This window comes from Aquamicrobium soli (genome assembly GCF_042646345.1).
Classification (GTDB): Bacteria; Pseudomonadota; Alphaproteobacteria; order Rhizobiales; family Rhizobiaceae; genus Mesorhizobium; species Mesorhizobium soli_A.
The window spans coordinates 137,361-161,502 of the sequence record NZ_JBHRTK010000001.1 but is presented as its reverse complement, the minus strand read 5'-3'; the positions used below and the strand labels follow the sequence as shown (position 1 = coordinate 161,502).

21 protein-coding genes are annotated in these 24,142 nt (G+C 64.3%); 11 read left to right on the top strand and 10 right to left on the bottom strand.

What is annotated here, in order from left to right:
- Positions 1-4 precede the first annotated feature (4 nt).
- From ACFOHJ_RS00830 to ACFOHJ_RS00810, 5 genes are all read right to left on the bottom strand, one after another.
- Positions 5-1,132, bottom strand: a complete 1,128-nt coding sequence (locus ACFOHJ_RS00830) for an ABC transporter ATP-binding protein (protein WP_378217515.1) — start codon at positions 1,130-1,132, stop codon at positions 5-7.
- 65 nt (positions 1,133-1,197) lie between these two features.
- Positions 1,198-2,898, bottom strand: coding sequence for an ABC transporter permease (locus tag ACFOHJ_RS00825; RefSeq protein WP_378217513.1), 1,701 nt, complete (start codon positions 2,896-2,898; stop codon positions 1,198-1,200).
- 24 nt (positions 2,899-2,922) lie between these two features.
- Positions 2,923-4,014, bottom strand: a complete 1,092-nt coding sequence (locus ACFOHJ_RS00820; RefSeq protein ID WP_378217512.1) for an ABC transporter substrate-binding protein — start codon at positions 4,012-4,014, stop codon at positions 2,923-2,925.
- Positions 4,015-4,365: 351 nt separating this feature from the next.
- A complete protein-coding gene (locus ACFOHJ_RS00815) occupies positions 4,366-5,619 on the bottom strand; it encodes a Zn-dependent hydrolase (protein WP_378218048.1) in 1,254 nt (417 codons plus the stop codon).
- A gap of 58 nt (positions 5,620-5,677) precedes the next feature.
- On the bottom strand, positions 5,678-6,277 hold the full coding sequence (locus tag ACFOHJ_RS00810; protein ID WP_378217510.1) for a cupin domain-containing protein: 600 nt from the start codon (positions 6,275-6,277) through the stop codon (positions 5,678-5,680).
- A 445-nt stretch (positions 6,278-6,722) separates the two neighbouring features.
- Here ACFOHJ_RS00810 and ACFOHJ_RS00805 point away from each other — a divergent pair, with 445 nt between their 5' ends.
- The 6 genes from ACFOHJ_RS00805 to otnC all read left to right on the top strand — a co-directional run bounded on the left by ACFOHJ_RS00805 (position 6,723) and on the right by otnC (position 12,138).
- A complete protein-coding gene (locus tag ACFOHJ_RS00805) occupies positions 6,723-7,535 on the top strand; it encodes an NAD-dependent epimerase/dehydratase family protein (protein ID WP_378217508.1) in 813 nt (270 codons plus the stop codon).
- Between the two features lie 84 nt (positions 7,536-7,619).
- Positions 7,620-8,852, top strand: coding sequence for an alpha-hydroxy acid oxidase (locus tag ACFOHJ_RS00800; protein WP_378217506.1), 1,233 nt, complete (start codon positions 7,620-7,622; stop codon positions 8,850-8,852).
- Entirely contained in the window at positions 8,845-9,540 is a 696-nt protein-coding gene (locus tag ACFOHJ_RS00795; RefSeq protein ID WP_378217504.1) for a substrate-binding domain-containing protein, read from the top strand. Before ACFOHJ_RS00800 ends, ACFOHJ_RS00795 begins: the two co-directional genes overlap by 8 nt.
- A 17-nt stretch (positions 9,541-9,557) precedes the next feature.
- On the top strand, positions 9,558-10,238 hold the full coding sequence (locus ACFOHJ_RS00790) for an aspartate/glutamate racemase family protein (protein WP_378217502.1): 681 nt from the start codon (positions 9,558-9,560) through the stop codon (positions 10,236-10,238).
- Entirely contained in the window at positions 10,232-11,506 is a 1,275-nt protein-coding gene (gene otnK / locus ACFOHJ_RS00785; RefSeq protein ID WP_378217500.1) for a 3-oxo-tetronate kinase, read from the top strand. The genes ACFOHJ_RS00790 and otnK overlap by 7 nt, the downstream gene beginning before the upstream one ends.
- Positions 11,503-12,138 carry a 3-oxo-tetronate 4-phosphate decarboxylase gene (otnC, locus tag ACFOHJ_RS00780; RefSeq protein WP_378217498.1) on the top strand — a complete coding sequence of 212 codons (636 nt, stop codon included), beginning with the start codon at positions 11,503-11,505 and terminating at the stop codon, positions 12,136-12,138. The genes otnK and otnC overlap by 4 nt, the downstream gene beginning before the upstream one ends.
- Before the next feature lie 35 nt (positions 12,139-12,173).
- On the opposite strand, the gene ACFOHJ_RS00775 is transcribed toward otnC, so the two are convergent.
- Positions 12,174-13,865, bottom strand: a complete 1,692-nt coding sequence (locus tag ACFOHJ_RS00775) for an IlvD/Edd family dehydratase (RefSeq protein ID WP_378217496.1) — start codon at positions 13,863-13,865, stop codon at positions 12,174-12,176.
- A gap of 95 nt (positions 13,866-13,960) precedes the next feature.
- Between ACFOHJ_RS00775 and ACFOHJ_RS00770 the strand changes: the two genes are divergently transcribed.
- Together ACFOHJ_RS00770 and ACFOHJ_RS00765 are read left to right on the top strand one after the other, a co-directional pair.
- On the top strand, positions 13,961-14,914 hold the full coding sequence (locus ACFOHJ_RS00770; protein WP_378217494.1) for a 2-hydroxyacid dehydrogenase: 954 nt from the start codon (positions 13,961-13,963) through the stop codon (positions 14,912-14,914).
- Positions 14,915-14,960: 46 nt separating this feature from the next.
- Positions 14,961-15,629: a GntR family transcriptional regulator gene (locus ACFOHJ_RS00765; RefSeq protein ID WP_378217492.1), complete on the top strand. Its 669-nt coding sequence runs from the start codon at positions 14,961-14,963 to the stop codon at positions 15,627-15,629.
- Positions 15,630-15,667: 38 nt separating this feature from the next.
- On the opposite strand, the gene speB is transcribed toward ACFOHJ_RS00765, so the two are convergent.
- The 4 genes from speB to ACFOHJ_RS00745 all read right to left on the bottom strand — a co-directional run bounded on the left by speB (position 15,668) and on the right by ACFOHJ_RS00745 (position 19,572).
- A complete protein-coding gene (gene speB, locus ACFOHJ_RS00760; protein WP_378217490.1) occupies positions 15,668-16,621 on the bottom strand; it encodes an agmatinase in 954 nt (317 codons plus the stop codon).
- Positions 16,622-16,684: 63 nt separating this feature from the next.
- Positions 16,685-17,527 carry a transporter substrate-binding domain-containing protein gene (locus ACFOHJ_RS00755; RefSeq protein ID WP_378217488.1) on the bottom strand — a complete coding sequence of 281 codons (843 nt, stop codon included), beginning with the start codon at positions 17,525-17,527 and terminating at the stop codon, positions 16,685-16,687.
- Between the two features lie 38 nt (positions 17,528-17,565).
- Positions 17,566-18,945, bottom strand: coding sequence for an aminotransferase (locus ACFOHJ_RS00750; protein ID WP_378218045.1), 1,380 nt, complete (start codon positions 18,943-18,945; stop codon positions 17,566-17,568).
- Positions 18,946-18,969: 24 nt separating this feature from the next.
- The gene (locus ACFOHJ_RS00745; RefSeq protein WP_378217485.1) at positions 18,970-19,572 is read right to left on the bottom strand and encodes a TetR/AcrR family transcriptional regulator; all 603 of its coding nucleotides are present in this window, start codon (positions 19,570-19,572) and stop codon (positions 18,970-18,972) included.
- Positions 19,573-19,703: 131 nt separating this feature from the next.
- Here ACFOHJ_RS00745 and ACFOHJ_RS00740 point away from each other — a divergent pair, with 131 nt between their 5' ends.
- From ACFOHJ_RS00740 to ACFOHJ_RS00730, 3 genes are read left to right on the top strand one after another with little or no spacing between them, the layout of a single operon-like run.
- Entirely contained in the window at positions 19,704-21,155 is a 1,452-nt protein-coding gene (locus tag ACFOHJ_RS00740) for an NAD-dependent succinate-semialdehyde dehydrogenase (protein WP_378218043.1), read from the top strand.
- Complete coding sequence (locus ACFOHJ_RS00735; RefSeq protein ID WP_378217482.1) at positions 21,149-22,828, top strand: gamma-glutamyltransferase family protein; 1,680 nt, start codon at positions 21,149-21,151, stop codon at positions 22,826-22,828. The genes ACFOHJ_RS00740 and ACFOHJ_RS00735 overlap by 7 nt, the downstream gene beginning before the upstream one ends.
- Entirely contained in the window at positions 22,825-24,141 is a 1,317-nt protein-coding gene (locus tag ACFOHJ_RS00730) for an NAD(P)/FAD-dependent oxidoreductase (protein WP_378217479.1), read from the top strand. The genes ACFOHJ_RS00735 and ACFOHJ_RS00730 overlap by 4 nt, the downstream gene beginning before the upstream one ends.
- Position 24,142: the final 1 nt, after the last annotated feature.

The following is a 24,142-nucleotide window of genomic DNA, read 5'->3' as shown; positions in this document are numbered from 1 at the left end:
TCCTCTAGCGGACGATGACCACGCAGTGCGCCGGGTCGACGCTCATGGTGATCGGAGAATTGACCGGGTAACGGTCGGTCGGCGGGCGGCGGACGACGACGGGCCCCCAGGGGGCGGCGATGACATATTCGATGAAATCGCCGCTGAAGATCGCTTCCGTCACTTCGCAGGCCCATCTGTTGGCGCCTTCCTTTGCGCCGTGACCCGCTTCGAGCTGCGGGTAGACGCCCCTTAGCGCCAGGAGGGCTTCCCCGGTGCTGCCGGCCGGACGGTTGTCCAAAGCGCGGATGCGCGTGCCCTGTTTGGTGACGAAATCGACGTGCTCTCCCGACCGGGTCGCTTCCTCGACCTGCCCCTCGATCAGGTTGGCGGAGCCGATGAAGCTGGCGACGAAGCTGTTGCCGGGGAAGTTGTAGAGTTCCTCAGGCGTCGATTCCTGCTGCACCCTGCCTTCCGACATGACGATGATGCGGTCCGACATCGTCAGCGCCTCTTCCTGGTCGTGCGTGACATAGATGGAGGTGACCCCCAGCCTCGTCTGCAACTCCTTGATCTCGCTGCGCATCTGGACACGCAGGTTGGCGTCGAGATTGGAAAGCGGCTCGTCGAAGAGAATGACCTTCGGGGAAAAGGCGACGGCCCGGGCGAGCGCGACGCGCTGCTGCTGCCCGCCCGACAGGGCCGAGGCGCGGCGCTCCGCATACTGGTCCATGCGCACCAGCCCCAGCGCCCAGTCGCCCTGGCGGCGAACCTCTTCCTTCGGCCGCTTGCGCACACGTAGCCCGTAGACGGCGTTTTCGAACGTGGTCAGGTGAGGCCAGATCGCATAGGACTGGAAGACCATCGACATGTCCCGCTTCTCGGCCGGAATGTCGATCCCCTGCACCGACGAGTAGACGACGGTCCCGTCGATCTTGATCTCGCCCGAACTCGGGCGCTCCAGGCCGGCGATCGAGCGCAGGATCGTCGTCTTGCCGCAGCCGGAGGGGCCCAGCAGCGTCAGGAACTCGCCCCTCCTGATCTTGAAGCTCACCCCTTTGACGGCAGTATAGCTGCCATATTTTATGACCAGATCGGTGACTTCGACGATGTAGTCATTTTCCGTCCCGGCGGCACTTTTAGCGGTCGCCATCAGTTCATACCCCATCAAGGTTTCGGCCCGCATCGGTGCGCGGCCTTCTGGTTTTTTCTCGGCATCTAGAACGTTTCGCGCCGGGTGAAGCGCAGCATCACCATGAGCGCCAGCAACAGAACGGCGAGTTGGATCACGGCGAGCGTGGCCGCCTGCTCGCGCCCGATGACCTGGTAGGCCTCGACGATGGACGGCGAGATGACCTTGGAATTCGGACCGATCAGGAGGATGGACGAGCCGAGTTCGCGCACGCTGACGATGAAAAGCAGGATCCATGCGGCGATCAGGCCGGGCTTGAGCAAAGGCACGGTGATAGTGCGCAGGTGGTAGAAGCGCGAGGCCCCCGTCACCTTGGCGGCTTCCTCCAGGCTCTTGTCGAGCTGGAAGACCACGCTGGCGATGGTGCGCACGCCCAGCGGCAGGAACACCGTGAGGTAGGCCAGCCACAGCAGCCACAGCGTTCCGTACATCTTGCCGGGAAACTGCAGCCACGCCCACAGCAGGCCGAAGGCGAAGACGAGGCGCGGAATGGCGACCGGCACCATGACCACATATTCGATGAAGCGGCCGACGCGCGGCGGCAGGGGCGAGCGATAGATCACCCAGACGACGAACCCCATCAACAGCAGGCCTGTGGTCGCCGTCGTAACACCGAGGATCAGGCTGTTGACGATGCTGTTCCAGTGGTCGGCCGAATTGAAGACCTGGACGTAGTTGCTCAGCGTCCACACCTTGGTCGAGAAGTAGATCGTCGAGAGGCGTTGGAACGAGTTGATGACCAGCATGAGTACCGGCAGGATGACGGCGACGAACCCGTAGACCAGCACCAGCGTGAACAGGCCGGCCCGCGAGCGGCCGGTCTCGATCGCGGCCATGCGGTAGGCCTTGCCCGTCACCGTCGCGAAGTCGCGGTTCTTGAGCAGGCGGAAATAGACGAACATCAGCGGCACGACAATGAACAGCAGCGATATGCCGAGCGCCGCTGCCTCGCCATAGGCGGGAGGATAGGAGCCGGCGAGGATGTAGATGCGGGTGCTGATGGTCTGGATGTTGTCGGTCGCGCCAAGGATCAGCGGCTCGGCAAAGGCGCCGAGGCCTTCGGCGAACACGAAGATGGTGGCGCTGAGCAGCGCCGGGCGCATCAGCGGGATGGTGACCCGCCACAGGGTCTGGCGCTTGGAGGCCCCGAAAACCTGCGAACACTCTTCCAGTGCAGGGTTCAGGAGCTGCATCGCCGCGCCCATGATGGCGAAGGCGACCGCACCGCCGGTAAAGGCCATGACGATGGCGATGCCGGTGAGGCTGGAAATGTTGACGAGCGGACCGTCGTGGCCGAGCCGGGCCGCGATCTGGTTGATCAGGCCCGACTGCGGCGCGGCAAGGGCGAGCCAGGCAAGCGCCGGCACCAGCGGCGTCACGTAATAGGGCAGAACGAAAAGCCGCTCGAAAAAGCGCTTTCCGGGAATGTCCGTGCGATAGATGATCCATGCGGCGAGGAAGCCGCATGGAATGGCGATGGCTGTCGAGATCACCGCGAGCTGGATCGTATTGAGGATGGTGTCGATGTTTCGCGGCGAGAAGACCAGCGAGAAGTTGTCGAGCCCGTAGCGGGCCGGCTCGTTCGGCGCGCTGACCCGCAGGGCCACCTCGATGAGGTAGACCATCGGGTAGGCGACCAGCAGCACCACCACCAGGAGAGCGGCATAGGCGGTCAGTTGCTGGACCGATAATTCGCCCTTCAGGCGGTTGAAGAAAGCCTGGCGCATCGACGACTCCTCGCTGGCGGGCGCTTACTGGCCGAGAACCTTTTGCCAATCGGCCTCGAAGGTCTTGCGACGATCCCCCATCTTTTCCCAGTCAGGAACCAGGAACTTCACGCTCTCGGGAGCGCCGGAATTCGCCGGTGCCGCTACGTCGGTGCGAGGCGAGAAGTAGTGCATTTCCTTGACGATGGTCTCCTGGCCCTGCTTGGAGAGGAGAAAGTCGACGAGCAGGCGGGCAGCCTGCGGATGCGGCGCGGACTTGACGACGCCGACGCCCTCCAGCGTCGCCGGAACCCCGTCCTCCGGATAGAGGATCGTCAGCGGCGCGCCCTTTTCGGTATACTGCATCGCGCCCGAAATCTGGCCGTTGATGGCGACCATGTCGGTGCCGCCGACCAGGCGGTCGAACTGCTGGGTAAAGGAATCGAAGGCGACCGGCCGGAGCCCGGCAATGCCCTGCGTCCAGAATTCGGGACCGTAGAGGTCCGCCAACGTCGCCCATTGCGCGAACTGCAGGCCGGACGTGGTATTCTTCAGGCTTGCCTTGCGGCCCTTGAAGCGCTCGTCCCCGGCCAGATCCTTCCAGCTCTTCGGCGGATTCTCGCCGATCGTGTCGGTATTGTAGACGACGGTGGTCGCCACCAGGCCCCAGGACGTCCAGTATCCCTTCGGCTTGCTCTGCACGTTCACGTCCGCATAGCCGGCCAGCGCCGGCGAAACGTACTCTGCGAGCACTTCCTTCTTCTGCAGATCGTTGAGAAGCGTCGGGTCGGAAAGCACGAGCGTATCGACCAGGGTGTTGTTGGTATTCACCTCCTGCTCGACCTTGGCGAAAAGCGCTCCGGTCTGGGCCCAGACGGACTGGGCCTTGATCTCGGGAAAGAGCTTGTTGAATTCGTTGAGGACGGCAAGCTGCTGGGCCTGCCCGGCGGGAGCGTAAAGCACCACGGCGCCCTCCTTCTTGGCGGCTTCGACGTCCGCGCAGGTCAGAAAACCCTGCACCTCGGTCGGCGCCTCACAGGCGGGTTTCGCATCCTGCGCAAAGGCCGTCCCGGCCATGCCGGCGGCCAACAGGCTAACGGCGCTCGCGGCAATCCCGGTGGTAAAAGAAACTTTCATCGGTTCCCTCTTTTGGTTGCAGTGTGGAAAACAGGCGTTCTTGCCGGGCGCTTTCGCGCGCCTTCTCATTGTCGTGTGTCTGCTCATGTCCGGAGCACGGCAGGGCCGCTCCCGGATATGTCTCGGGACGGGTCGCATGCCCGAACCCAATGCCGGTTGCCACATGAGCGGCAAGCGGCACGACCTCTGTCATCGACAGACCGGCATCTTGCCGGCTGCCTGGGCTTTCTTTGCAGAAAGTTATGTAAACGCTTTCAAGAATGCAGCATGCATGATGGTCCAAACCTTGTCAATCTACCGGGCCGGCTTTGTTTTCCTGAACCTGCCGGCCGCCTCTGCTTTCCCTGGCGCTCAGGCCCGCTGCCCGCCGGCATCGGCAATTCCCGCCAGCCTGACGGCGGCCTGGAAAAGCACGTTGCAGCCCGCCTCGAGATGTTCCGGCGCCGTATATTCCGAAACGTGGTGGCTGACGCCGCCCCTGCTCGGCACGAAGATCATCGCCGTGGGCACCACGGCCGACACCGGGATTGCGTCGTGGCCGGCGCCGCTCACCATGCGCCTGTGCCTCAGGCCCATCGCCGACGCGGCCGCCTCCAGCGCGCCGACGCAATCGGCATCGAAGTTGCGGGGCGGCACGGTCCAGTAAGGCGTCATCGTATAGCCGAGGCCGCACTCGGCGCTGACCCTGTCGACGATCTGCCGCAACCGCCGCGACATCTCGTCGAGGCTGGCCGGCGACCGATGCCGGCAATCGGTGGTGAAGACGACCTTGCTGGCAACGACGCTGCGGGCGTTGGGCTCGACCAGCAGCCTGGCCACCGTGGCGCGTCCGTCCGGCTCGAATTCCTCGGCGAGCGCCCGTACCTCGGTGATGCAGCGGGCGGCGGCATAAAGCGCGTCCTTTCGGCGGGTGACGGGCGTGGTACCGGTATGCGCCTCGACGCCCATCAAGGTGACGCTATAGGCATTGACACCCATGGAGCCCTGGACGATGCTGACGTCCTCTCCATTTTCCTCCAGAATCGGCCCCTGCTCGATATGGCCCTCCAGATAAGCCCTGGCGTTCAGGGCAATCCCGGAATCCCCCCGGTACCCGATCCGGTCGAGTTCGACCCCCAGCGTGATTCCGTTTTCGTCTTCGGCCGCGAGCCCCTGCTCGAGCGCGATATGGCCCGCGGCCACTTCAGCTCCCAAGCTGGAAGGCTGGAAACGGCACCCTTCCTCGTTGGTCCAGTTGACGATCTCGATGGGCGCCTCGGTCTCGATAGCGGCATCGTTGAGCGTGCGCACGATTTCGAGGCCCGACAGGACGCCAAAGGCGCCGTCGAAACGGCCTCCGGTCGGCTGCGAGTCCAGGTGGCTGCCGATCAGCACCGGCGCCAGCGTATCGTCGCGGGCCGGCCGGCGCGCAAACATGTTGCCAATCCCGTCGATCCGCACCGACAGCCCGGCTTCCTCGCACCAGCGGGCGAAGAGGTCGCGCCCCGCCCTGTCCTCGTCGGAGGCAGCCAGCCGGCAGACGCCGTCGCCCTCGATGCGGCCGACCTGCGCCATCGCCATGTGGGCCGACCACAGTCGTTCGCCATCGATCTTCGGCAGTTTCATCACGGATCAACCCCTCTCGGCAAAGCCGGCTGCATGGCACGCTCGCGCCGATCCGGGCTCAGGTCCGGCACTGGAACTGTACGAGGCTGAGGGGGGTGTCGCCGACGTTGCGGAAGTAGTGCGGCACGCCCGGCGGAATCCAGAGGCAATCCGACGCATCGAGCGCATACTGCCATTCATAGTCCGTTCCCGCCAGCTTCACATGCGCTATCGTAAATCCTGCAGAAATCGTGTAAACGCTTTCTTGATCGGGGAAATCGAAGGACGCGCCCGCCTGTTCTTCGGCAATGGTCATGCGCCGGCATTTCAGGCGGCTGAGCAGGCGGGACTGATCTTCCGGCAGGCAGTCGCCCGGCTGCTTCCGGTAGTCCTTTTCCGTCGGACGATCGCCGATCGCCGCCGAGGTCAGGATATGCTCCAGCACGTCCTTGCCCGAGTTCACCACGTGATGCTCGATCCCGCTCGGAATGGCTACAGCGCTACCCGGGCCGACATCGACATAGACGTCGCAGAGCAGGACCTTGCCGTGGCCGCGGCGGAAATAGATGATTTCCTCGGTCGGGCTTTCAGCATGGATGGGCGAACTTCCGGAGGCAAAATACATCGACCGCTCCACGCCCATGATGTTGCTGTCGACGAGATCGGCGTTCGAGAACACGACACGCACCAGGCGGTGATTCTCGTTGCGCTGCGGGGGCGTCGTCAGCGACCCCAGCTTCATAAGCGTTCCCATCTCGTCCAACCTCCCTCTGCCGACTGCCGGCGCCTTGCTCCGGGGTCAATCGCCGCCCTTTCAAGAAAGCGTTTACATGATTGACCGACCGAGACAGATAAGTCAACAGGGCGGCTTCATGAATTTTATTTTATCGAGCCCCGAGCGACGCAGGCCATTTTTAAGCGCAATATCCGCCAGTTAGTGGATTTCCCATGGAATTCCGCTACTTCCTCGGCAGCCGGCGCCGAGACATTTATCTTCCCTGCCCCGAAGCCGCCTTGACACCTCATCAGCCAGCTTCTAGAAAGTTTTTGTAAGCGTTTTCTTGTCGAGGCACGACAAGGAAAACTCCGCCTTCTTCGTCACGCCAGCCTGAGCGCAGGGAACCATGAGCCGTTTCAACACTATCCTGATCACCGGCGCCGCCGGGGGAATCGGATCCGTCCTCCGCGATGCGCTCCGCCCGCATTGCCGCCTGATGCGCTGCAGCGACCTTGGCGAGATCGAGCCGCAGGCTTCGCACGAGGAATCGTTCGCATTCGACCTGCGCGACGCCGAAAGCGCGATGAAGGCGATGGAGGGGATCGACATCGTCTACCACATGGGCGGCATTCCGCTCGAGGACAACTGGGAGAACATCCGCGACGTCAATATCGAGGGGACCTACAACATCTACGAGGCCGCGCGGGTGAAGGGGGTCAAGCGAGTCGTCTTCGCCAGTTCCAACCATGCCATGGGCTTCTACCGCCGCTCGACCACCGTCGGGCAGGGAGAGACGCCGCGGCCGGATTCCCGCTATGGCGTCAGCAAGGTATTCGCCGAGGCGCTCGGGCGGCTCTATGCCGACAAGCACGGCCTCGAGACCATCAGCCTGCGCATCGGGCAGTTTCGGCCACGGCCGACCAACCGCCGCATGCTCAGCCTGTGGCTGAGCCCCGCCGACATGGGGCGCCTCGGCGTAAGCTGCCTGAACGCCGAGGACATCCATTTCGAGGTGGTATACGGCATCTCCGCCAACAAGCGGGTCTGGTACGACAATCCCGGCGGCCGCAAGATCGGTTACGAGCCCAAGGATTGCGCCGAGGACTACGCGGCCGAACTCGGCGAGGAAGCCATGCGCGAAGACCCGGTCGAGGCGGCCTTCCAGGGCGGCCCCTATTGCTCGGCGGAATTCGACGGATCGCTGGGCAGGATCGACTGACGTGACAGCCTTTGCCGGAAAGCAGCGCGCATCGAAGCGCCAACGGGTCCTGTCGCCACGACGGCCGGCATGGGGCCTGCGGGCATGAGCAACCTTCTTGCGCAACCGCGCACGGCCCCGTCGTCGAGGCGCTGGCGCCATGTCCTGTCGCTGGACGATTTCGAGGCCGAGGCGCGCGCCTACCTGCCGTGGATGATCTACGGCTTTATCTCGGGCGTGGTCGAAAGGGGAGCGGCGGCGCGCTTCGCGGCCGAAGCCTACGAGGGCTACGCCTTCGTCCCCCGCGTGCTGCGAGACGTCTCCGCCCGCGACACCGGCATTACCCTGTTCGGGCAACGCTACTCGGTGCCGTTCGGGATAGCCCCGATGGGGGGCTCGGCCATAGCGGCCTATTGCGGCGACCTGGCGCTGGCCGAGGCGGCGGCGCAGATGAACCAGCCGATGATCATGAGCGCCACCTCGCTCATTCCCCTGGAGGAGGTGCGGCGGGCTTATCCGCAGGCGTGGTTCCAGCCCTATCTCGCCGGGGACGAGGCCCGCATCGTGCCGATGATCGAGCGCGTGGCAAAAGCCGGCTACGACACCCTTGTGCTGACCGCCGACACCCCCGTGCCCGGCAACCGCGAGAATAATGTCCGCAACGGCTACAGCATGCCGATCAAGGTCACACCGCGCGTGGCGCTGGACTGCGCCCTGCATCCGCGCTGGCTGCTTGGGACGTTCGGGCGTACGCTGGCCGCGCGCGGCCTTCCGCATTTCGAGAACATGGAGGCCGAGCGGGGGCCGCCGATGCTGTCACGCAGCCTGGAGCGCAACTTCAGCGGCCGCGACCGCTTTTCCTGGGACCACGTCCGACTGATCCGAAAGCTCTGGCCGGGCACGCTCGTCGTCAAGGGCCTGCTCAGCCTGGAAGACGTTCGCATCGCCCGCGATAGCGGCGCCGACGGCGTCATCCTGTCGAGCCATGGCGGGCGCCAGCTCGACTATGCTGTGGCGCCCCTGCGCGCGCTCGAAAAAATCAGGCCGGCCCTGCCCGATTTCCCGATCATGATCGACGGGGGAATCCGGCGCGGCAGCGATGTCATCAAGGCGATGGCGCTGGGGGCAAACGCTGTCTTTGTCGGCAGGCCGTTTCTCTACGCAGCGACGGTGGGCCAGGCGGAAGCCGTCCGCCATGCGACGCATCTTCTCAAGGAAGAAGTGGACCGCGACATGGCGCTGCTCGGGCTCAACACGCTTTCCGAGCTCAGCACCGATCATCTCGTCGCGGCGCGGCAAAGGCAGAACACGACAATCGGAGGACAAGGCAATGGCTGACGCACTGGTTTTCATGAGCGGATTCGCGCTGCAGGGGGCGATCGAGCCGATCGTCATCCCCGCCTTCGAGCGCGACACCGGCGTCAGGGTCGATGCCCGGTGGACACCTACCACGCTCGCCGTAAAGGCCCTCAACGAGGGCTCGGAGGCTGACGTGGTGGTGCTTGCGGACCCTGCCATCGATGACCTTTGCGAAAGCGGCATCCTTGTCCCCGAGACGCGCGTGGCCCTTGCCGACGCCACGGTAGGTCTCGCGGTGCTGGCCGGAAAGCCCAAGCCGGATATCGCCACGACGGAGGCGTTCCGGCAGGCCCTGCTGTCCTGTTCCGCCATTGCCTATTCGAGGGCTGGCGCGAGCGGCATCTATTTCGAGAAGCTCATCGACCGACTCGGCATCGGCGAGGCGGTACGGCAGAAGGCGGTCGTCATCCCCGAGGGGCTGACGGCGGAAAAACTGGTCAGCGGCGAGGCCGACCTCGCCATCCAGCAGATCAGCGAGCTCATCATGGTGAAGGGTGTCGACCTGGTCGGCCCGCTGCCGCCGGAAGTCGCCAGCGTCACCGGATTTTCCGCCGCCGTGCTGCGCTCGTCGCCACGGCAGGAACAGGCACGGCAACTGGTGCAGGCCCTGTCTTCCGCCGATGCCATGAAGGCCTATGCGGCGGCTGGCCTGTCGCCCAGGCAATAGTTTTTTCGGAGGCAGGAATGGCAAAGCCACGGATCGTTCTTCTTCACGCCACGCCGGTGGCGATGGCGCCGGTCCATGCCGCCTTCGCGCAGGACTGGCCGGAGGCCGAAACCGTCAACCTCCTCGATGACGGGTTGACCATTGACCGGGCCAGGGAGGCGGACACGCTGTCCGAGAAGCTGATCGCGCGCTTCGTGGCGTTCGGCCGATACGCTCATCTTATCGGCGCGGACGGCGTGCTGGTGACCTGTTCGGCCTTCGGCCCCGCCATAGAGCGGATGGCCCAGGACCTGCCGATCCCCGTGGTGAAGCCCAACGAGGCGATGTTCGCCGCCGCCCTGGAGAAGGGCCGGCGCATCGGGATGCTGGCGACCTTCAGCCCCTCCGTGCCCACGATGGAAGCGGAGTTCGCCGCCTATGCCGCCGACCGGTATCCGGACGCCACCCTCACCACCGTGCTCGTGGACGACGCGATCGACCGCCTGCGCAAGGGAGACCACGAAACCCACAACCGCCTGGTGGCCGGGCGCGCGCCCGAACTGGCCGACATGGATGCCGTCATGCTGGCCCACTTCTCGACTTCCGCGGCCGCCGAGGCCGTGCAGGCGAAACTCCCTCTCCCCGTGCTGACGGCGCCCCGGTCGGCCGTTGAGCAAATGAAGCGCCTGATCGGCCAAGGCAGCGGCCCGACATGCTGATCGGCGTCATCGCGGACGATTTCACGGGCGCCAGCGATATCGCCAATACGCTGGCCAAGGGCATCGGCGACGAAGGCGGGTTGCGCACCAGCCAGCATCTCGGTGTCCCGCGGCAAGACCCGGGACCGGACGAGGAAGCCTGCGTCATCGCTCTCAAGAGCCGTTCCATTGCGCCCGCCGAAGCGGTCGCGCAATCGCTGCAGGCCCTGGAATGGCTGCGCCGGCACGGGTGCCGGCAGGTCGTTTTCAAATATTGCTCGACCTTCGATTCGACGCCCGAAGGCAATATCGGTCCGGTGGGCGAGGCCCTCGCCAAGGCGTTGGGCGTGCGCGGGGTCGTTGCCTGCCCAGCCTTTCCCGCCGCCGGCCGAACCGTCTACCAGGGCCACCTGTTCGTTCACGACCGGCTTCTCAACGAATCCGGCCTCGAGAACCATCCGATCAACCCGATGACGGACGCCGACCTGCGCCGCTGGCTGAAGCCGCAATGCGCCACGCCGGTCGGCTTCGTCCCGGCCGGTGTCGTGTCCAGCGGCCCCGAGGCCGTCAGGACGGCGCTCGAAGCCGCCGCCGGGCGGGGCGAAACGCTGGTGATCGTAGACGGCATCGGCGATGCGGATCTCGTCACCATCGCAACGGCCTGTGCCGGGCAGCCGCTGGTCACGGGCGGTTCCGGTATCGCGCTTGGGCTGCCCCGGAATTTCATCCGCGCCGGCGACGCGCGCGGCAGCGCCCCGCAAGCGTCGGCAGTATCCGGACCGGAGGCCATCCTTGCCGGAAGCTGTTCCGGACGAACGCGCGAACAAGTGGAATACCACGCGCGGCTTCATCCCACTTTGGCTCTCGATGTCGGCGCTATCGTCGAGGAGCGGTTGAACCCCGAAGACGTGGTCATGTTCTTGCGGGAGAACGAAGGGCGGGCGCCGCTCGTCTTCACCTCCGCCAACCCCGCAATGGTGGGCGACATTCAGGCACGCTACGGTGCGCCCCGCGCATCGGCGGCCGTCGACGGATTCTTCGGCAAGGTCGCCCGGCACCTGGTTGCGGGCGGGGTTCGCCGGCTCATCGTCGCCGGCGGCGAAACCTCCGGCGCCGTGGTGTCGGCGCTCGGAGTGGGGCCGCTCGCCATAGGCCGGGAGATCGATCCGGGTGTCCCGGTCCTGCTCTCCGAGGCCGGCCCCGGAATGGCGCTTGCCCTCAAGTCGGGCAATTTCGGGGCCATCGACTTCTTCGACAAGGCACTGGCGAGGATGGAAGCTGCGGAATGACCGAGGCGGAACTCAGGCAGGAAATCACCCGGCTGGCGCGCTCGCTTTTCGAGCGAGGCTATTCCGTCGGCTCGGCCGGCAACATAAGCGCCGCCGTCGCGGACGGCTATCTGATGACCCCGACCAATTCCTCGCTCGGGCACCTTGATCCGGAAAGCCTGTCGAAGCTCGACTTTGAGGGAAAGCATGTGGGCGGCCTGCCGCCCTCCAAGGAACTGCCGCTTCATCTCGCCTTCTACGCCACGCGCCCGCAATGCAGGGCGGTGGTTCATCTGCATTCGACCTACGCCACGGCCCTTTCGTGCCTGCCGATGGACGATGAAGACGACTTCCTCGAGCCGATCACTCCCTATCTGATTATGCGCGTCGGCCGCCTGAAATACCTTCCCTACACCATGCCAGGCTCGCCGCTGACCGGCGAGATGATCCGTGGCCTGAAGGGGCGGCACGCGGCGGTGCTTCTCGGCAATCACGGGCCGGTCGTCAGCGGCCCGGACATCGCCTCCGCCGTGTATGCGGCCGAGGAACTGGAGGAAAGTGCAAAGCTGCAGATGCTGCTGCGCGGCCAAAGCCCGCGCCACCTGAGCACACGGCAAATCGCGGAACTCCGCGCCAGATACGGCGAGCCCTGACCCATCCCCATCCGGCGGCGAAGGTCGATCCGGCCTTACATCCTGGACGTATAGGGCGGGATGGCGAAGGCGAGGTCGCATCCCCTGTCGGCCTGGGTAACGTAGTGGAAATGCAGGAACGCATAGCCTCGCTGCACGGGCTCGGTAGCCTTGCGCGCAGCGGAGCGCCGCCGCTCCAGTTCCACGGCATCGACTTCCAGTTCCAGCCGCCGCGCATTGACGTCGAGACTGATGACGTCTCCGTTCTCGACCAGCGCCAGCGGGCCGCCCTCGGCAGCCTCGGGCGTGATGTGCAGCACGATGGTCCCGAAAGCCGTTCCGCTCATGCGCGCATCCGAAATTCGGACCATATCCTTGACCCCCTGCTGCGCCAGCTTCTTCGGGATCGGGATATAGCCGGCCTCCGGCATTCCCGGCCCGCCCTTGGGGCCGGCGTTGCGCAGCACCAGGATATCGTCCGGGCCTACGTCGAGGTCGACGGAATCGATCCGGTCCGCAAGGTCGGCGAGATTCTCGAACACCACCGCCCGCCCGCGATGCCTGCAAAGAGCGGCGTTCGCTGCGGCCTTCTTGATCACGGCGCCCCTGGGGGCGATGTTGCCCTTGAGGATCGCGAGGCCACCGCCGGCATGGATAGGGTTCTCCAGCGGCCGCACCACGGTCTGCGGCCAGTCCGGCCTCGCCGCGCGGACATTTTCGCCGAGGCTCTTGCCGGTAATCGTCAGACAGTCCAGTTCCAGCAGGGGGCTGAGCTGGCGCAGCAGCGGCGTCAGCCCGCCCGCGCGGTGGAGGTCTTCCATATAATGCTGGCCCGTCGGCTTGAGGTCGACCAGCACCGGAATTTCGCGACCGATCTCGTCGACGCGGTCGAGATCGACCTCGATGCCGAGCCGCCCGGCAATCGCCGTCAAATGGATGATGGCGTTGGTCGAGCCTCCGGCCGCCAACACCACCCGGAAGGCGTTGCGGAATGCCGCCGGCGTCATGATCTTGTCCGGCGTCAGGCCTTCGGCCGCGATCTGCACCGCGCGTTCACCCGTCCGCTCGGCCAGACGGCGCCGTTCGGCAAACACGGCGGGCGTACAGGCCCCGTCCGGCAGCATGATCCCGAGGGTTTCGGCCGCCAGGGCCATCGTGCTGGCGGTTCCCATGACGCCGCACGTGCCGATCGTCGGCGCCAATTCGTCGTTGACCTCGGTGATTTCCTCCCGACTCAGTTCGCCAGCGCGGTGGCGGCCCCAGAACCGGCGGCAATCGGTACAGGCGCCGATCTTTTCGCCACGCCAGCTCCCGGCGCTCATCGGGCCGGTCACGAGAAGAATGGCCGGGACATTGGCGCTTGCCGCGCCCATGAGCAGCGCCGGCACGGTCTTGTCGCAGCCGCCGAGCAGGATCACCGCATCCATGGGCTGGGCCCGGATCATCTCTTCCACGTCGAGCGCCATCAAATTGCGCAGGTACATGCTGGTCGGGTGGGAAAAGCTTTCCTGCAGCGAGATGACCGGAAAGGCCATGGGGATGCCGCCAGCCAGCATGACGCCGCGCTTGGCCGCCTCGATCAGGTCGGGAACGTTGCGATGACAGGCGTTGTAATCGGAACCGGTGTCGATGATGCCGACGATCGGCCGGTCGAGAGCCTGGTCGGTATAGCCCATCGCCTTGATGAACGCCTTTCGCAGATAAATGGAAAAGCCGGCGTCGCCATAATGCGCGACGTTCTTATGCATTCCTTTCCGGCCCGTCATTCCAGCGCTCCTCGTGCTGGGCCACAGTTGACTGTCGGGGTCCAGATTGTCAATAATATTATTGACAGGAGATCGAAATGCGGATTGTCATTGCCAGCCCCGTTCCCCAAGCCGTGGCCGATCGCGCCGAGGCCGAATTCGATGCCGTCCTGTCGCAAGAGCGGGAACTCGACGCCGAGGCGCTCGTCGCCACCCTTCGGTCGAGTGCGGCGCGGGGCGTGCTGGTTTCGTCACGGCAAAAGCTCGATGCGACGACGATCGCGGCACTTCCGGAGACGGTGAAGATCATCGCGACCTGCAGCGTCGGTTTCGATCATATTGACCATGAGGCAGCCAGGGCCCGGGGCATCGTCGTCACCAACACGCCGGACGTGCTGACGGACGCGACCGCCGACCTTGCCATGATGCTCCTGCTTTGCGCCGCGCGCCGCGCAAAGGAATATGCCGCCGTCATGGATGCAGGCTGGCGCAAACGGTTCGCCCTGAACGAGATGCTCGGCGTGCAGCCCGGCGGAAAAAACCTTGGAATCATAGGCATGGGCCGTATCGGCCGGGCCGTTGCAAGCCGGGCGCGCGGCTTCGGCATGCATATCCTCTACCACAACCGCCACCGGCTGCCAGACGACGAGGCGATCGGCACGCGCTACTTCGATATGCTTGAGGAAATGCTGCCGCACTGTGCCTTCGTCAGCCTGCACATGCCCTCCGCCGGCTCTCCCGTCATGACCCGGGAGCGCCTCGACCTGCTTCCGCGCGGCGCGATCCTCGTCAACACCGCGCGCGGGGACCTGATCGATGAAGAGGCGCTGCTGGCGGCGCTCGCGACGGGCCAGGTCGGGGCAGCCGGGCTGGATGTCTTTCGCGGCGAGCCAGCCTTCGACCTGCGCTTCAGGGACTTTCCGAACGTATTCCTGACACCGCATATGGGCAGCGCCACGATCGAAACCCGCAATGCCATGGGTTGGCGTGCGCTGGACAATCTCGCCCGGTTCATGGAGGGAAGGCATCCGCCCGATGCCATCAATTATTGACAATCAGACGCGAAGGTCATTCGTTAACCGACACCAAGGGCATGAAATGGGCCTGACCGATTTGGACGACGCGCAGCGCAAATCCTCCGGCTCCACGCTGGAAGAGATCGTAGCCCGGCTCGAAGAAGACATCGTGCTGGGCGAGCTTCTGCCGCGCGAGCGGTTGGTGGAAGACGCTCTTCTCGCGCGCTTCGACACCAAGCGCCATGTCATCCGCCAGGCGTTGATGGAACTCGACCGCATGGGGCTGATCGAGCGCGTGCCGAACCGCGGCGCGCAAGTCCGCGCCTACTCTGCGCTGGAGGTCGAGCAGCTTTACGAGCTGCGGGAACTACTGGAGACGCAGGCGGCGCTTCAGATCCGGTTTCCCGTCGACACGGCTGCTCTTGCCGAACTCGAGGCCGTTCAGGCCGGCCATGACCGTTCTGTCCAGGACGTCGACTATGTCGGCATTTTCAGGAGCAATCTAGCCTTCCACAAGCTGCTTTTCTCGCTTTGTGCCAACCCGTTCCTGGCGCAAGCCATCGACAGCGCGTCGCAGCGCGCCCATTCCATCCGCTTCGCGGCGCTCAAGGATGCTAAGGCGCGCGAAACCGCCCGCAACGAGCACCACGCCATGATCGACGCGCTGAAGCAGGGCAACGGTGCGCTGCTGGCAAGGCTGTGCCGGGCGCATCTGCCGACATCCAAGACCTTTTACCTGAAGACCCGCTGAGCTGGTGACGCGGTGCCATTGGCCGCGAAGGCCAGCGGTTACAGATACGCGACCTTGGGCAATACGCACAGCATTTCAAAGGCAAGGTTGGCAGCGGTATACGCCGTGGTCCCAAAAGGATCGTAGGGCGGAGATACCTCGACGATATCGGCGCCGACGAGGTTGAGGCCGCGACACCCGCGGATGATCTCGAGTGCCTGGGGGACGGTCAGCCCTCCGATCTCAGGCGTGCCGGTTCCCGGCGCGAAGGCCGGGTCGATGCCGTCGATATCGAAGGAAAGATAGACCTTGCGATCGCCGATCCGCTGCCGGATTCCCTCCATGAGTCCCACAAGCGATTGACCCCAGCATTGTTCGGCACGGATTGCCGTAAAGCCTTGCTTGTGCGCCCAGTCGTAGTCCTCAAGCGTATTCGCCGACCCGCGCAATCCGATCTGGAAGACAGCGTCGGTCTGCAGGCATCCGCCCTCCACCGCCCTGCGGAACGGTGTGCCGTGGGCGATGGGCTCCCCGAACATCCGATCGGCGACATCCGCATGGGCATCGACATGGATCATCGCCAGAGGGCCATGCTTGCGGCTCAGCGCCTTCAGGATCGGATAGGAGATCGTATGGTCGCCTCCGAGGGAAATGGGCACGACCCCCTCGTCGACCACGGGGCGGTAGAATGCCTCGATGATATCGACCGTTGCCGGCAGATTGTAATTGTTGACGGCGACGTCTCCCAGGTCCGCGACCTGGATGCTGTCGAACGGGGCTGCCCGGGTCGCCGAGTTGTAGGGTCGGATCATCACGGATTCGGCCCGGATCTGACGCGGTCCCAACCGCGTGCCGGAGCGATTGGAAGTGCCCGTGTCGAGGGGGATGCCGATGAAGCACGCGCCGAGGCCTTCCGGGCTTGCAGCGAACGGCAGTCGCATCATCGTCGAGATGCCGCCTGCCCGCGGCATTTCGACGGCACTCAGGGGCCGATTGTAAGGCTGCGCCATCATGAGCGTCCTGAAAGAAAGAAAAGGGCGCTGCCGGCTGCGACCGCCGCCGGCAGCAGGGCACCGTCATTGCGGAGCGACGTTGACCCCGAACCACTTGTCGGAAATTTTCGCGATGGTGCCGTCCTGCTTGGCTTCCTCGATCGCCTTGTCGAAAAGCGCCTTGAGGTCGGTATCGGATTTCCTCAAGCCGACACCACGGCCGACGCCGAACATGCCGCCCGACAGCTTCGGCCCGACGATCACCATGTCGCCGCCATCGGGACCGGTGAGGACACCGCCCAGATAAGCCAGGTTGTCCAGCGCGACGTCAATGCGCCCGGCTGCGAGATCGAGCACATACTGCTCGGCCGTCTTGTACTGGCGCACCTCGACTACGTCGCCGAGATAGGTCTCGATGAACTTGACATTGGCGGTTGCGGTCAGCACGCCGAGCGTCGCGCCCTTCAGTTCGGTGCGTAACATTTCGATCTGCTGCTTCGCCTCGTCGCCGCCATTCTCGATGTCGAAGATCTTGTCGGAGAGCGCGAGCTTCGCGTAGGGGCTGTCCTTGAGCGTCAGCAGGACCCGGGGGCTGTCGGCGTAGGGGCTCGAGAAGTCGATCACCTCGAGGCGCTTCGGCGTGATTGCCATGCCGGCGATGATGGCATCGAACTTTCCGGCCTCGAGGCTGGGAATGATGCTGTCCCAGGCTTGCGAGGTGAGTTCGCATTTCACCTTCATGCGTCCGCACAGATCGTTCGCCAGGTCGACTTCGAAGCCCATGAACGTGCCGTCCGAATCCGTGAAGGACCAGGGCTTATAGCTGAGGTCCATGCCGATCACGACATCGGTCCAATCCTTCGCCGGCGCCGGCGTGGCAACGGACATGGCCACTGCGCCGAGCAGGCCGATAAGTAGCGATTTCATTTTCATTTTCCTCCGGTTTTATAGTTTTTCGGTTTGCTTCAGTTCTCTTGCTTCAGTTCTGCCTCGACCTGATCCAGGGCGTCCGTCAGGAGGCCGGCAGCAGTGCTGATTTCCTCTTCCGTGACGATCAGCGCCGGCGTGAAAGCCAGGACGTGCCCTCCCACGGCGCGGGTGTTGAGCCCCTTCTGGAAGCAGGCGTTCGAGACACGCGCGCCGACCTTCTGCGCCGGCTCGAATGCCTTTTTCGTCTGCTTGTCGGCAACCACTTCGACACCCCACATCAGGCCTCTGCCGCGTACGTCGCCGACGAGAGGGTGGTCCTTCAGAGGTTCGAGGTGACGACGCATGACCGCGTCGAGCCCGGCGGCACGATCGATGAGTGCGTCTTCCTGGTAGATCCGGATCGTCTCCAGGGCGACGGCAGCGCACACAGGGTGCCCGCCATAGGTGTAGCCGTGGCCGAATACGCCGACGCTGTCGCTCTTGTCCGCGATCGTCTCGTAAATCTTCTGGTTGATCATGAGGGCGGAGATCGGAAGGTAGGAGGACGACAGCGCCTTGGCGCTGGTGATCATGTCCGGCTGGACACCGTAGGATTGAGACCCCCACCAGGAGCCGGTGCGGCCGAACCCGCAGATCACCTCGTCGGCAATCAAGAGGATTCCGTAGCGGTCGAGCACCTCGCGGATCTTTGGGAAGTAGGTATCCGGAGGCGTATAGATACCGCCGGCCCCCATGACGGGCTCCGCAATGAAAGCCGCTATGGTCTCGGGGCCTTCACGGCGGATGGTTGCATCCAGTTCCTCGGCAAGGCGGGTGGCAAATTCGGCCTCGCTTTCCCCCTCGTTGGGGCCCCTGTAGGTGTCTGGGCAGGAAACGTGGAGAAAGCCCGGAAGCGGCAGGCCGAACCCGGCATGCATGTGCGGAAGGTCCGTCAGGCTCGCAGCCACCGCGGTCGTGCCGTGATAGGCGCGCTTGCGGGCGATGATCTTTCGCCGGCCGGGCTCGTTGCGCGAGTTCCAGTAGTACCAGGCGATCTTCACGGCCGTGTCGTTGGCTTCCGATCCCGAGCTCTGCAGCATCGTTTTCGACATCGGCACGGGGGCGAGATTTACGAGCGCGTCGCACAGCTCGATGACGGGTTCCGAGGAGCGGTGCCCGAAGGTCTGCGCGTAGGCAAGCGTCTTGAACTGGCGGGCCGCCGCCTCGGCCAGGCGCTCGTTGCCCAGCCCCAGCGACAAGCTCCAAAGGCCCGCGTGCATGTCCAGATAGCGCTTGCCGCTGTCATCGTAGAAATAGCAGCCCTCGCCTCCCGCCACGATCAGGGGGCCGGTCGTCTCATGCGCTTTCAGATTGGTCTGGGCATGCAGATGGGAGGCGATATCCATCTCGCGGAGGTTCGTGTTCCGCCGGGCGATCTCAAGCATTCTATCCTCGTAGTATTATTGCCCAAGGCCAGCGGTGACTGACTTCAGGTCGGTGAGCAGCATCCCCATCATGTCCTCGACGGACACGCTGTCGTTCACGACATAGAGCTGGAAGACCCGGCGAATGAGGCCGTGAACGACCCTGACGGCGCTATCGCGATCAAGGTCCTGGGAGAGCAGCCCGCGCTGTTGGAGCCCATCGACCGCAAGGCCGATATATTTGGCGCTTACCGACTGCAATTCCCGGAACTGGTTGCGTTCTTCGGAGCCGAAACGAAGCGAGGCCGCGAGTATCTCGCGCCAGACGTTCTTGCGCGTCACGTCATAGCCGTCCGCGATGATGGCCCGCCCTATGGCGAAAAAGGCCTCGACGGCGTCGCCCGGCAACTGCCCGACAATCGCCGCCAACTTCGGCTCGAGCAAAATGCGGTCTTCCTCCAACAGCCCGAGCAGCAGTTCCTGCTTGGACTTGAAGAAGGTGTAGATGGTCGGGACCGAAAGGCCGGCCGACGCGGCCACATCCTCCAGGCTCGTGGCGTCGAAACTTCCGGACGCGAACAGGTCGCCGGCCGCGAACAGGATCGCCTGCCTGCGTGCAAGCCTTTGTCTCTCTCTCAAGCCCATCGACTTCACGGCATTTCCTTTCATCAATAAAAAACTTTTTATCCAATAAAGATTTTTGTTGCAAGAAAGAAATTTATGATGATGCTTCCTTTCAAGGCGGTCGCCTGAAGGACGTTGTTGGTGGCATGGTTGGTGAAGCGAAATCCTCGAACGAATTCGCACCCGCGCTGATCGGGGGCGAATGGCTGTTCGTTCCTGCGCGCGGCGGTCCGGTGATCAATCCGGCCAGCAGCCAGCTGATCGGCCACCACGCGATGGTCGGCGACGGGGAAATCCATGCTGCGGTCGACCATGCCGTGCGCGGATTCCGCTACTGGCGCGGCGTTGCCGCCTCCGAACGCTCGCAGGTGTTGCTAAAGGCTGCCTCGCTTCTGCTCGAACGGCAGAACGAGATCGCACGCACACTTTCGCGGGAGCAGGGCAAGCCTCTAGCGGAAGCCATGGGCGAGGTCGCGCGCTCCGCCGATGTCACGCAATGGTACGGCCAGGAGGCTCGCCGGATCTACGGCCGCCTTCTTCCTGTGGCAGACCAGGCCGTGCGGCTTGCCGTCGAAAAAGAGCCCATCGGCCCTGTTGCCGCCTTTACACCGTGGAACTTTCCCCTGTCGCAATCGGCGAAAAAGGTTGCCGCGGCCTTGGCGGCGGGGTGCTCGGTCATCCTCAAGGGCTCCGAGGAAGCTCCGTTCTGTTGTGTGCAGTTCGTCCAGGCTTTCATCGACGCCGGCGTGCCCGCCGGTGTCATCCAGTTGCTGTTCGGGGAGCCGGCCCGGATTTCGCAGATTCTCGTTCCCCATCCGGCGGTACGCAAGGTTTCATTCACCGGATCGGTTCCGGTAGGACGCATGCTCGCGGCGGTAGCCGGACAGCACTTGAAGTATGCGACCATGGAGCTCGGCGGACACGCGCCAGCCCTCATATTTGCCGATGCGCCGTTGGAAGAAGCGGTCCGTTCGCTCGTTTCCGGCAAATACCGCAACGCAGGACAGGTCTGTGTTTCCCCGACACGGCTCCTCGTCGAAAGCCAGGTCTTCCCGGATTTCCTGCGCCGGTTCAGTGAACTTGCAGCGGCGGTGAGGGTGGGTGATGCGTTCGATCCGGTTTCCGACATGGGGCCGCTCGTTCATGAGCGTCGCCTGCACGTCATGCAAGAACTCGTATCCGATGCCGTTCAGAAGGGTGCGAAGCTGGTCACCGGCGGCAAGCGCATCGATCGGGCAGGCTTTTTCTTCGAGCCAACGGTTCTCGCCAATGTCCCGCTTGATGCCCGGATCATGAACGAAGAGCCGTTTGGCCCGATCGCAATCGTCAATCCGTTTGCCAACGAGGAGGAAGCTGTGGCCGAGGCCAATCGTCTTCCCTACGGCCTCGCCAGCTATGTCTATACGGTATCCGCGGCCCGAACCCGGCGGCTATGCTCGGCCCTTGAAGCGGGCATGGTTTCGGTCAACGGCCAGCCCATCGGACTGCCGGAAGCTCCCTTCGGAGGCGTCAAGGATTCCGGCTTCGGCCGCGAGGGCGGCATCGAAGGCCTGGACGAGTATCTCGTAACCAAATTCGTGGCGGAACGCGCATGGTGATAGCGGCTTCCAGCGGCGCGGCGCTCCGCCCGACAATCACAGGCACGCGGCAGATGGTGGCCAGCGGCCATTATCTTGCGACCCTGGCCGGCCACGCGATGCTGGAAGCCGGCGGCAACGCCGTGGACGCCGGCTGCGCGGCGGGCATCGCCCTGGGCGTACTGCAAAGCGATATCGTCAATGTCGCGGGCGTTGCGCCCATCCTGATGCGCATGACCGACAGCCCCGATGTCGTCAGCATTGCGGGACTGGGCTGGTGGCCGGCAGCGCTCGACCCTGCCGTCTTCATGAACCGCCACGGCGGCAAGCTGCCGATCGGCGTCCTGCGCACCGTCGTTCCCTCCGCCCCGGATGCCTGGCTCACGGCCCTTTCCAGGTTCGGCACCATGCGGTTTGCCGATATTGTCGAACCGGCCATCCGCTACGCGCGGGACGGCTTCCACATGCACGCCCTGATGGCGCAGACGCTGCGGGAAAAGGCTGAAGACTACGGCCGCTGGGAGAGCACCCGCGATATATACCTGCCTAGCGGAAATCCCCCGAACACAGGCGACCTTTTCGTTCAATCGGACCTCGCGGCGACGCTCCAATATATGGCGGACGAGGAACGCGCTGCCGGCGGTGACCTGCGAACCGGTTATGAAGCCGCACGAAGCGCCTTCTACCTGGGCGATATCGCCAGGAAGATCGTCGATCACCAGCAGGCGAACGGCGGTCTTCTCGCCATGGAGGATCTGGCGGCCTATCGCTCGGAGGTCGGAAATGCGGTCGAGCGCCGCTTCGGCGCCTATAGCGTCCATACCTGCGATGCCTGGTGCCAGGGCCCGACCCTGTTGCAGGCTCTCAAGATGGTGGAGAACTCAAACCTGAAACACCTGCCCCGCAACGGGGCCGACTACATCCATCTGCTGACGGAAATCCTGAAGATCGCCTTCCGGGACCGCGAACGCTTCTATGGCGACCCGCGGTTTGTGGACGTGCCCCTGCAGACGCTTCTTTCCGACAAATATGCCGCTGAATGCATCGCCGGCATCGATCCGGCAAAGGCATCGGATGCCGGCAGGGCGAACCTGGTACCGGAGCCGGGCACGGAGCCGGATACGTCCTATGTGAGCGTTGCCGATCGCTGGGGCAACACCTTTTCCGCAACGCCAAGCGACGGCTCGTGGCACGCCCCCGTCGTTCCGGGGACCGGCCTGGTGCCGTCCTGCCGGGGGACCCAGTCCCGCCTGGACCCGGACCATCCGGCCGGCCTCGCTCCCGGCAAGCGTCCGCGTCTGACGCCGAGCCCGGCGCTGGCCGTGGCCGACGACGGGTCCGTCATCGCGTTCGGGACACCGGGTGGCGATGTCCAGATACAGGCGATGCTGCAGGTGTTTCTCAATCTGTCGCTGTTTTCGATGGACCTTCAGGCTGCAATCGAGGCCCCGCGTTTCGCCACCTACAGTTTTCCTTCCTCATTCTATCCGTATGAGGATCGTCCGCAGTTGCTCAAGCTCGAGTCACGTCTCGACCCGGGCCTCGACGGCGATCTGCTTAACCGGGGGCACAAGGTCGAGCGTTGGCCCGATTATAGCTGGCTGGCCGGCGGCGTGTGCGCCGTCGTGTCCGGCAAGGCCGGATATTTCGGCGGAGCCGATCCACGCCGCCCCTCCTACGCGATCGGCTGGTGAAAAAAGCCATGGCCCGCTCAACCATGCTTCACCCGGATTTCAAGCCGTCCCCCTACTGGTGGGAGGACGTGCCTGAAATCGAAGCTTCGGCGCCACTGCCTCGCAAAGTGGACGTTGCGATAGTCGGCAGCGGCTTTTGCGGCCTGTCCGCCGCGATCGAGCTTGCGCGATCCGGGGCGTCCGTGGCCGTGCTCGACGCGGGAAGGATCGGCGAAGGTGCGAGCACCCGAAACGGCGGCATGATCAGTGCGGCTCTCAAGCTGCCCGCCGACCTCGAAAAACGTGTCGGCGCCGACAAGGCAGATCGGCTGCGCCGGGAGGCCGTCGCGTCGCTCGCGCATCTGGAAGGCAAGATTGCGCAGGAGAATATCAGTTGCGCGCTGCAGCTGAGCGGAAGGCTGGTGCTGGCATATTCGAAGCGCGCCCATCGCTCGCAGATACGGATGGCCGAACCCTTGAGCCGGCTGACCGGAACAGGGGTACGCGCGCTCTCCAAGGACGATCTGCGCAGCGAGATCGATACGGACTTCTACCATGGCGGAATGCTGATCGATCACGCCGGAGGGCTGCATCCTGCCAGCCTTCACCGGGGCCTTGCGGAGGCCGCCGTACGAAACGGGGCAACCCTTCACAATCATTTTCCGGTGACCAAGGTCGAGCGGAAAGCCGGCGGGTTTTCGCTGTCGGGCGCCGCCGGGCGTCTCGACGCGGACACGTTGATCATGGCCACCAATGCCTATACCGGCGGCGTGTCTCCCCACTTCCGGAGAAGGCTGGTTCCCGTAGCCAGCCATATGATCGCGACGGAGGAAATTGCGCCCGACCTGATGCGTGAAATCAGTCCGAAGGGCCGGTTCTTCGCCGATACGAAGCGTGTCCTCTACTATTTCCGGGCATCACCCGACGGAAAGCGCATTCTGTTCGGGGGCCGGGGGAGATTTACCGCCTGCAATGAAAGGGAGATCGCCCGGATCCTGCATCGGGCCATGTGCGCGGTATGGCCACAGCTTCGGACTGTCCGGGTCACGCATGCCTGGCAGGGCAATGTCAGCTTCACCTTCGATTACCTGCCGCACATAGCGCGGCATGAGGGTGTGTACTTTGCCGGCGGATGCCAGGGCAACGGCGTCGCGATGTCGAACTACCTGGGTTTTCGCCTTGGGAGGTCGATCGCCCGCCCGGAAGAAGAGCCGAGCGCTTTCCAGACGCTGGGCTTCCCCACCATGCCTTTCTATTCCGGCAATCCGTGGTTCCTGCCGCTTGTCGGCGGATATTACCGTGCGCTCGACCATGTCGAGCGTCATTTCTTCTAGG

Bases quoted from the DNA above. Each gene is read 5' to 3' on its own strand.
- ACFOHJ_RS00830 (WP_378217515.1), bottom strand. From the start codon at position 1,132: ATGGCGACCGCTAAAAGTGCCGCCGGGACGGAAAATGACTACATCGTC.
- ACFOHJ_RS00825 (WP_378217513.1), bottom strand. From the start codon at position 2,898: ATGCGCCAGGCTTTCTTCAACCGCCTGAAGGGCGAATTATCGGTCCAG.
- ACFOHJ_RS00820 (WP_378217512.1), bottom strand. From the start codon at position 4,014: ATGAAAGTTTCTTTTACCACCGGGATTGCCGCGAGCGCCGTTAGCCTG.
- ACFOHJ_RS00815 (WP_378218048.1), bottom strand. From the start codon at position 5,619: ATGAAACTGCCGAAGATCGATGGCGAACGACTGTGGTCGGCCCACATG.
- ACFOHJ_RS00805 (WP_378217508.1), top strand. From the start codon at position 6,723: ATGAGCCGTTTCAACACTATCCTGATCACCGGCGCCGCCGGGGGAATC.
- ACFOHJ_RS00800 (WP_378217506.1), top strand. From the start codon at position 7,620: ATGAGCAACCTTCTTGCGCAACCGCGCACGGCCCCGTCGTCGAGGCGC.
- ACFOHJ_RS00795 (WP_378217504.1), top strand. From the start codon at position 8,845: ATGGCTGACGCACTGGTTTTCATGAGCGGATTCGCGCTGCAGGGGGCG.
- ACFOHJ_RS00790 (WP_378217502.1), top strand. From the start codon at position 9,558: ATGGCAAAGCCACGGATCGTTCTTCTTCACGCCACGCCGGTGGCGATG.
- otnK (WP_378217500.1), top strand. From the start codon at position 10,232: ATGCTGATCGGCGTCATCGCGGACGATTTCACGGGCGCCAGCGATATC.
- otnC (WP_378217498.1), top strand. From the start codon at position 11,503: ATGACCGAGGCGGAACTCAGGCAGGAAATCACCCGGCTGGCGCGCTCG.
- ACFOHJ_RS00775 (WP_378217496.1), bottom strand. From the start codon at position 13,865: ATGCATAAGAACGTCGCGCATTATGGCGACGCCGGCTTTTCCATTTAT.
- ACFOHJ_RS00770 (WP_378217494.1), top strand. From the start codon at position 13,961: ATGCGGATTGTCATTGCCAGCCCCGTTCCCCAAGCCGTGGCCGATCGC.
- ACFOHJ_RS00765 (WP_378217492.1), top strand. From the start codon at position 14,961: ATGGGCCTGACCGATTTGGACGACGCGCAGCGCAAATCCTCCGGCTCC.
- speB (WP_378217490.1), bottom strand. From the start codon at position 16,621: ATGATGGCGCAGCCTTACAATCGGCCCCTGAGTGCCGTCGAAATGCCG.
- ACFOHJ_RS00755 (WP_378217488.1), bottom strand. From the start codon at position 17,527: ATGAAATCGCTACTTATCGGCCTGCTCGGCGCAGTGGCCATGTCCGTT.
- ACFOHJ_RS00740 (WP_378218043.1), top strand. From the start codon at position 19,704: ATGGTTGGTGAAGCGAAATCCTCGAACGAATTCGCACCCGCGCTGATC.
- ACFOHJ_RS00735 (WP_378217482.1), top strand. From the start codon at position 21,149: ATGGTGATAGCGGCTTCCAGCGGCGCGGCGCTCCGCCCGACAATCACA.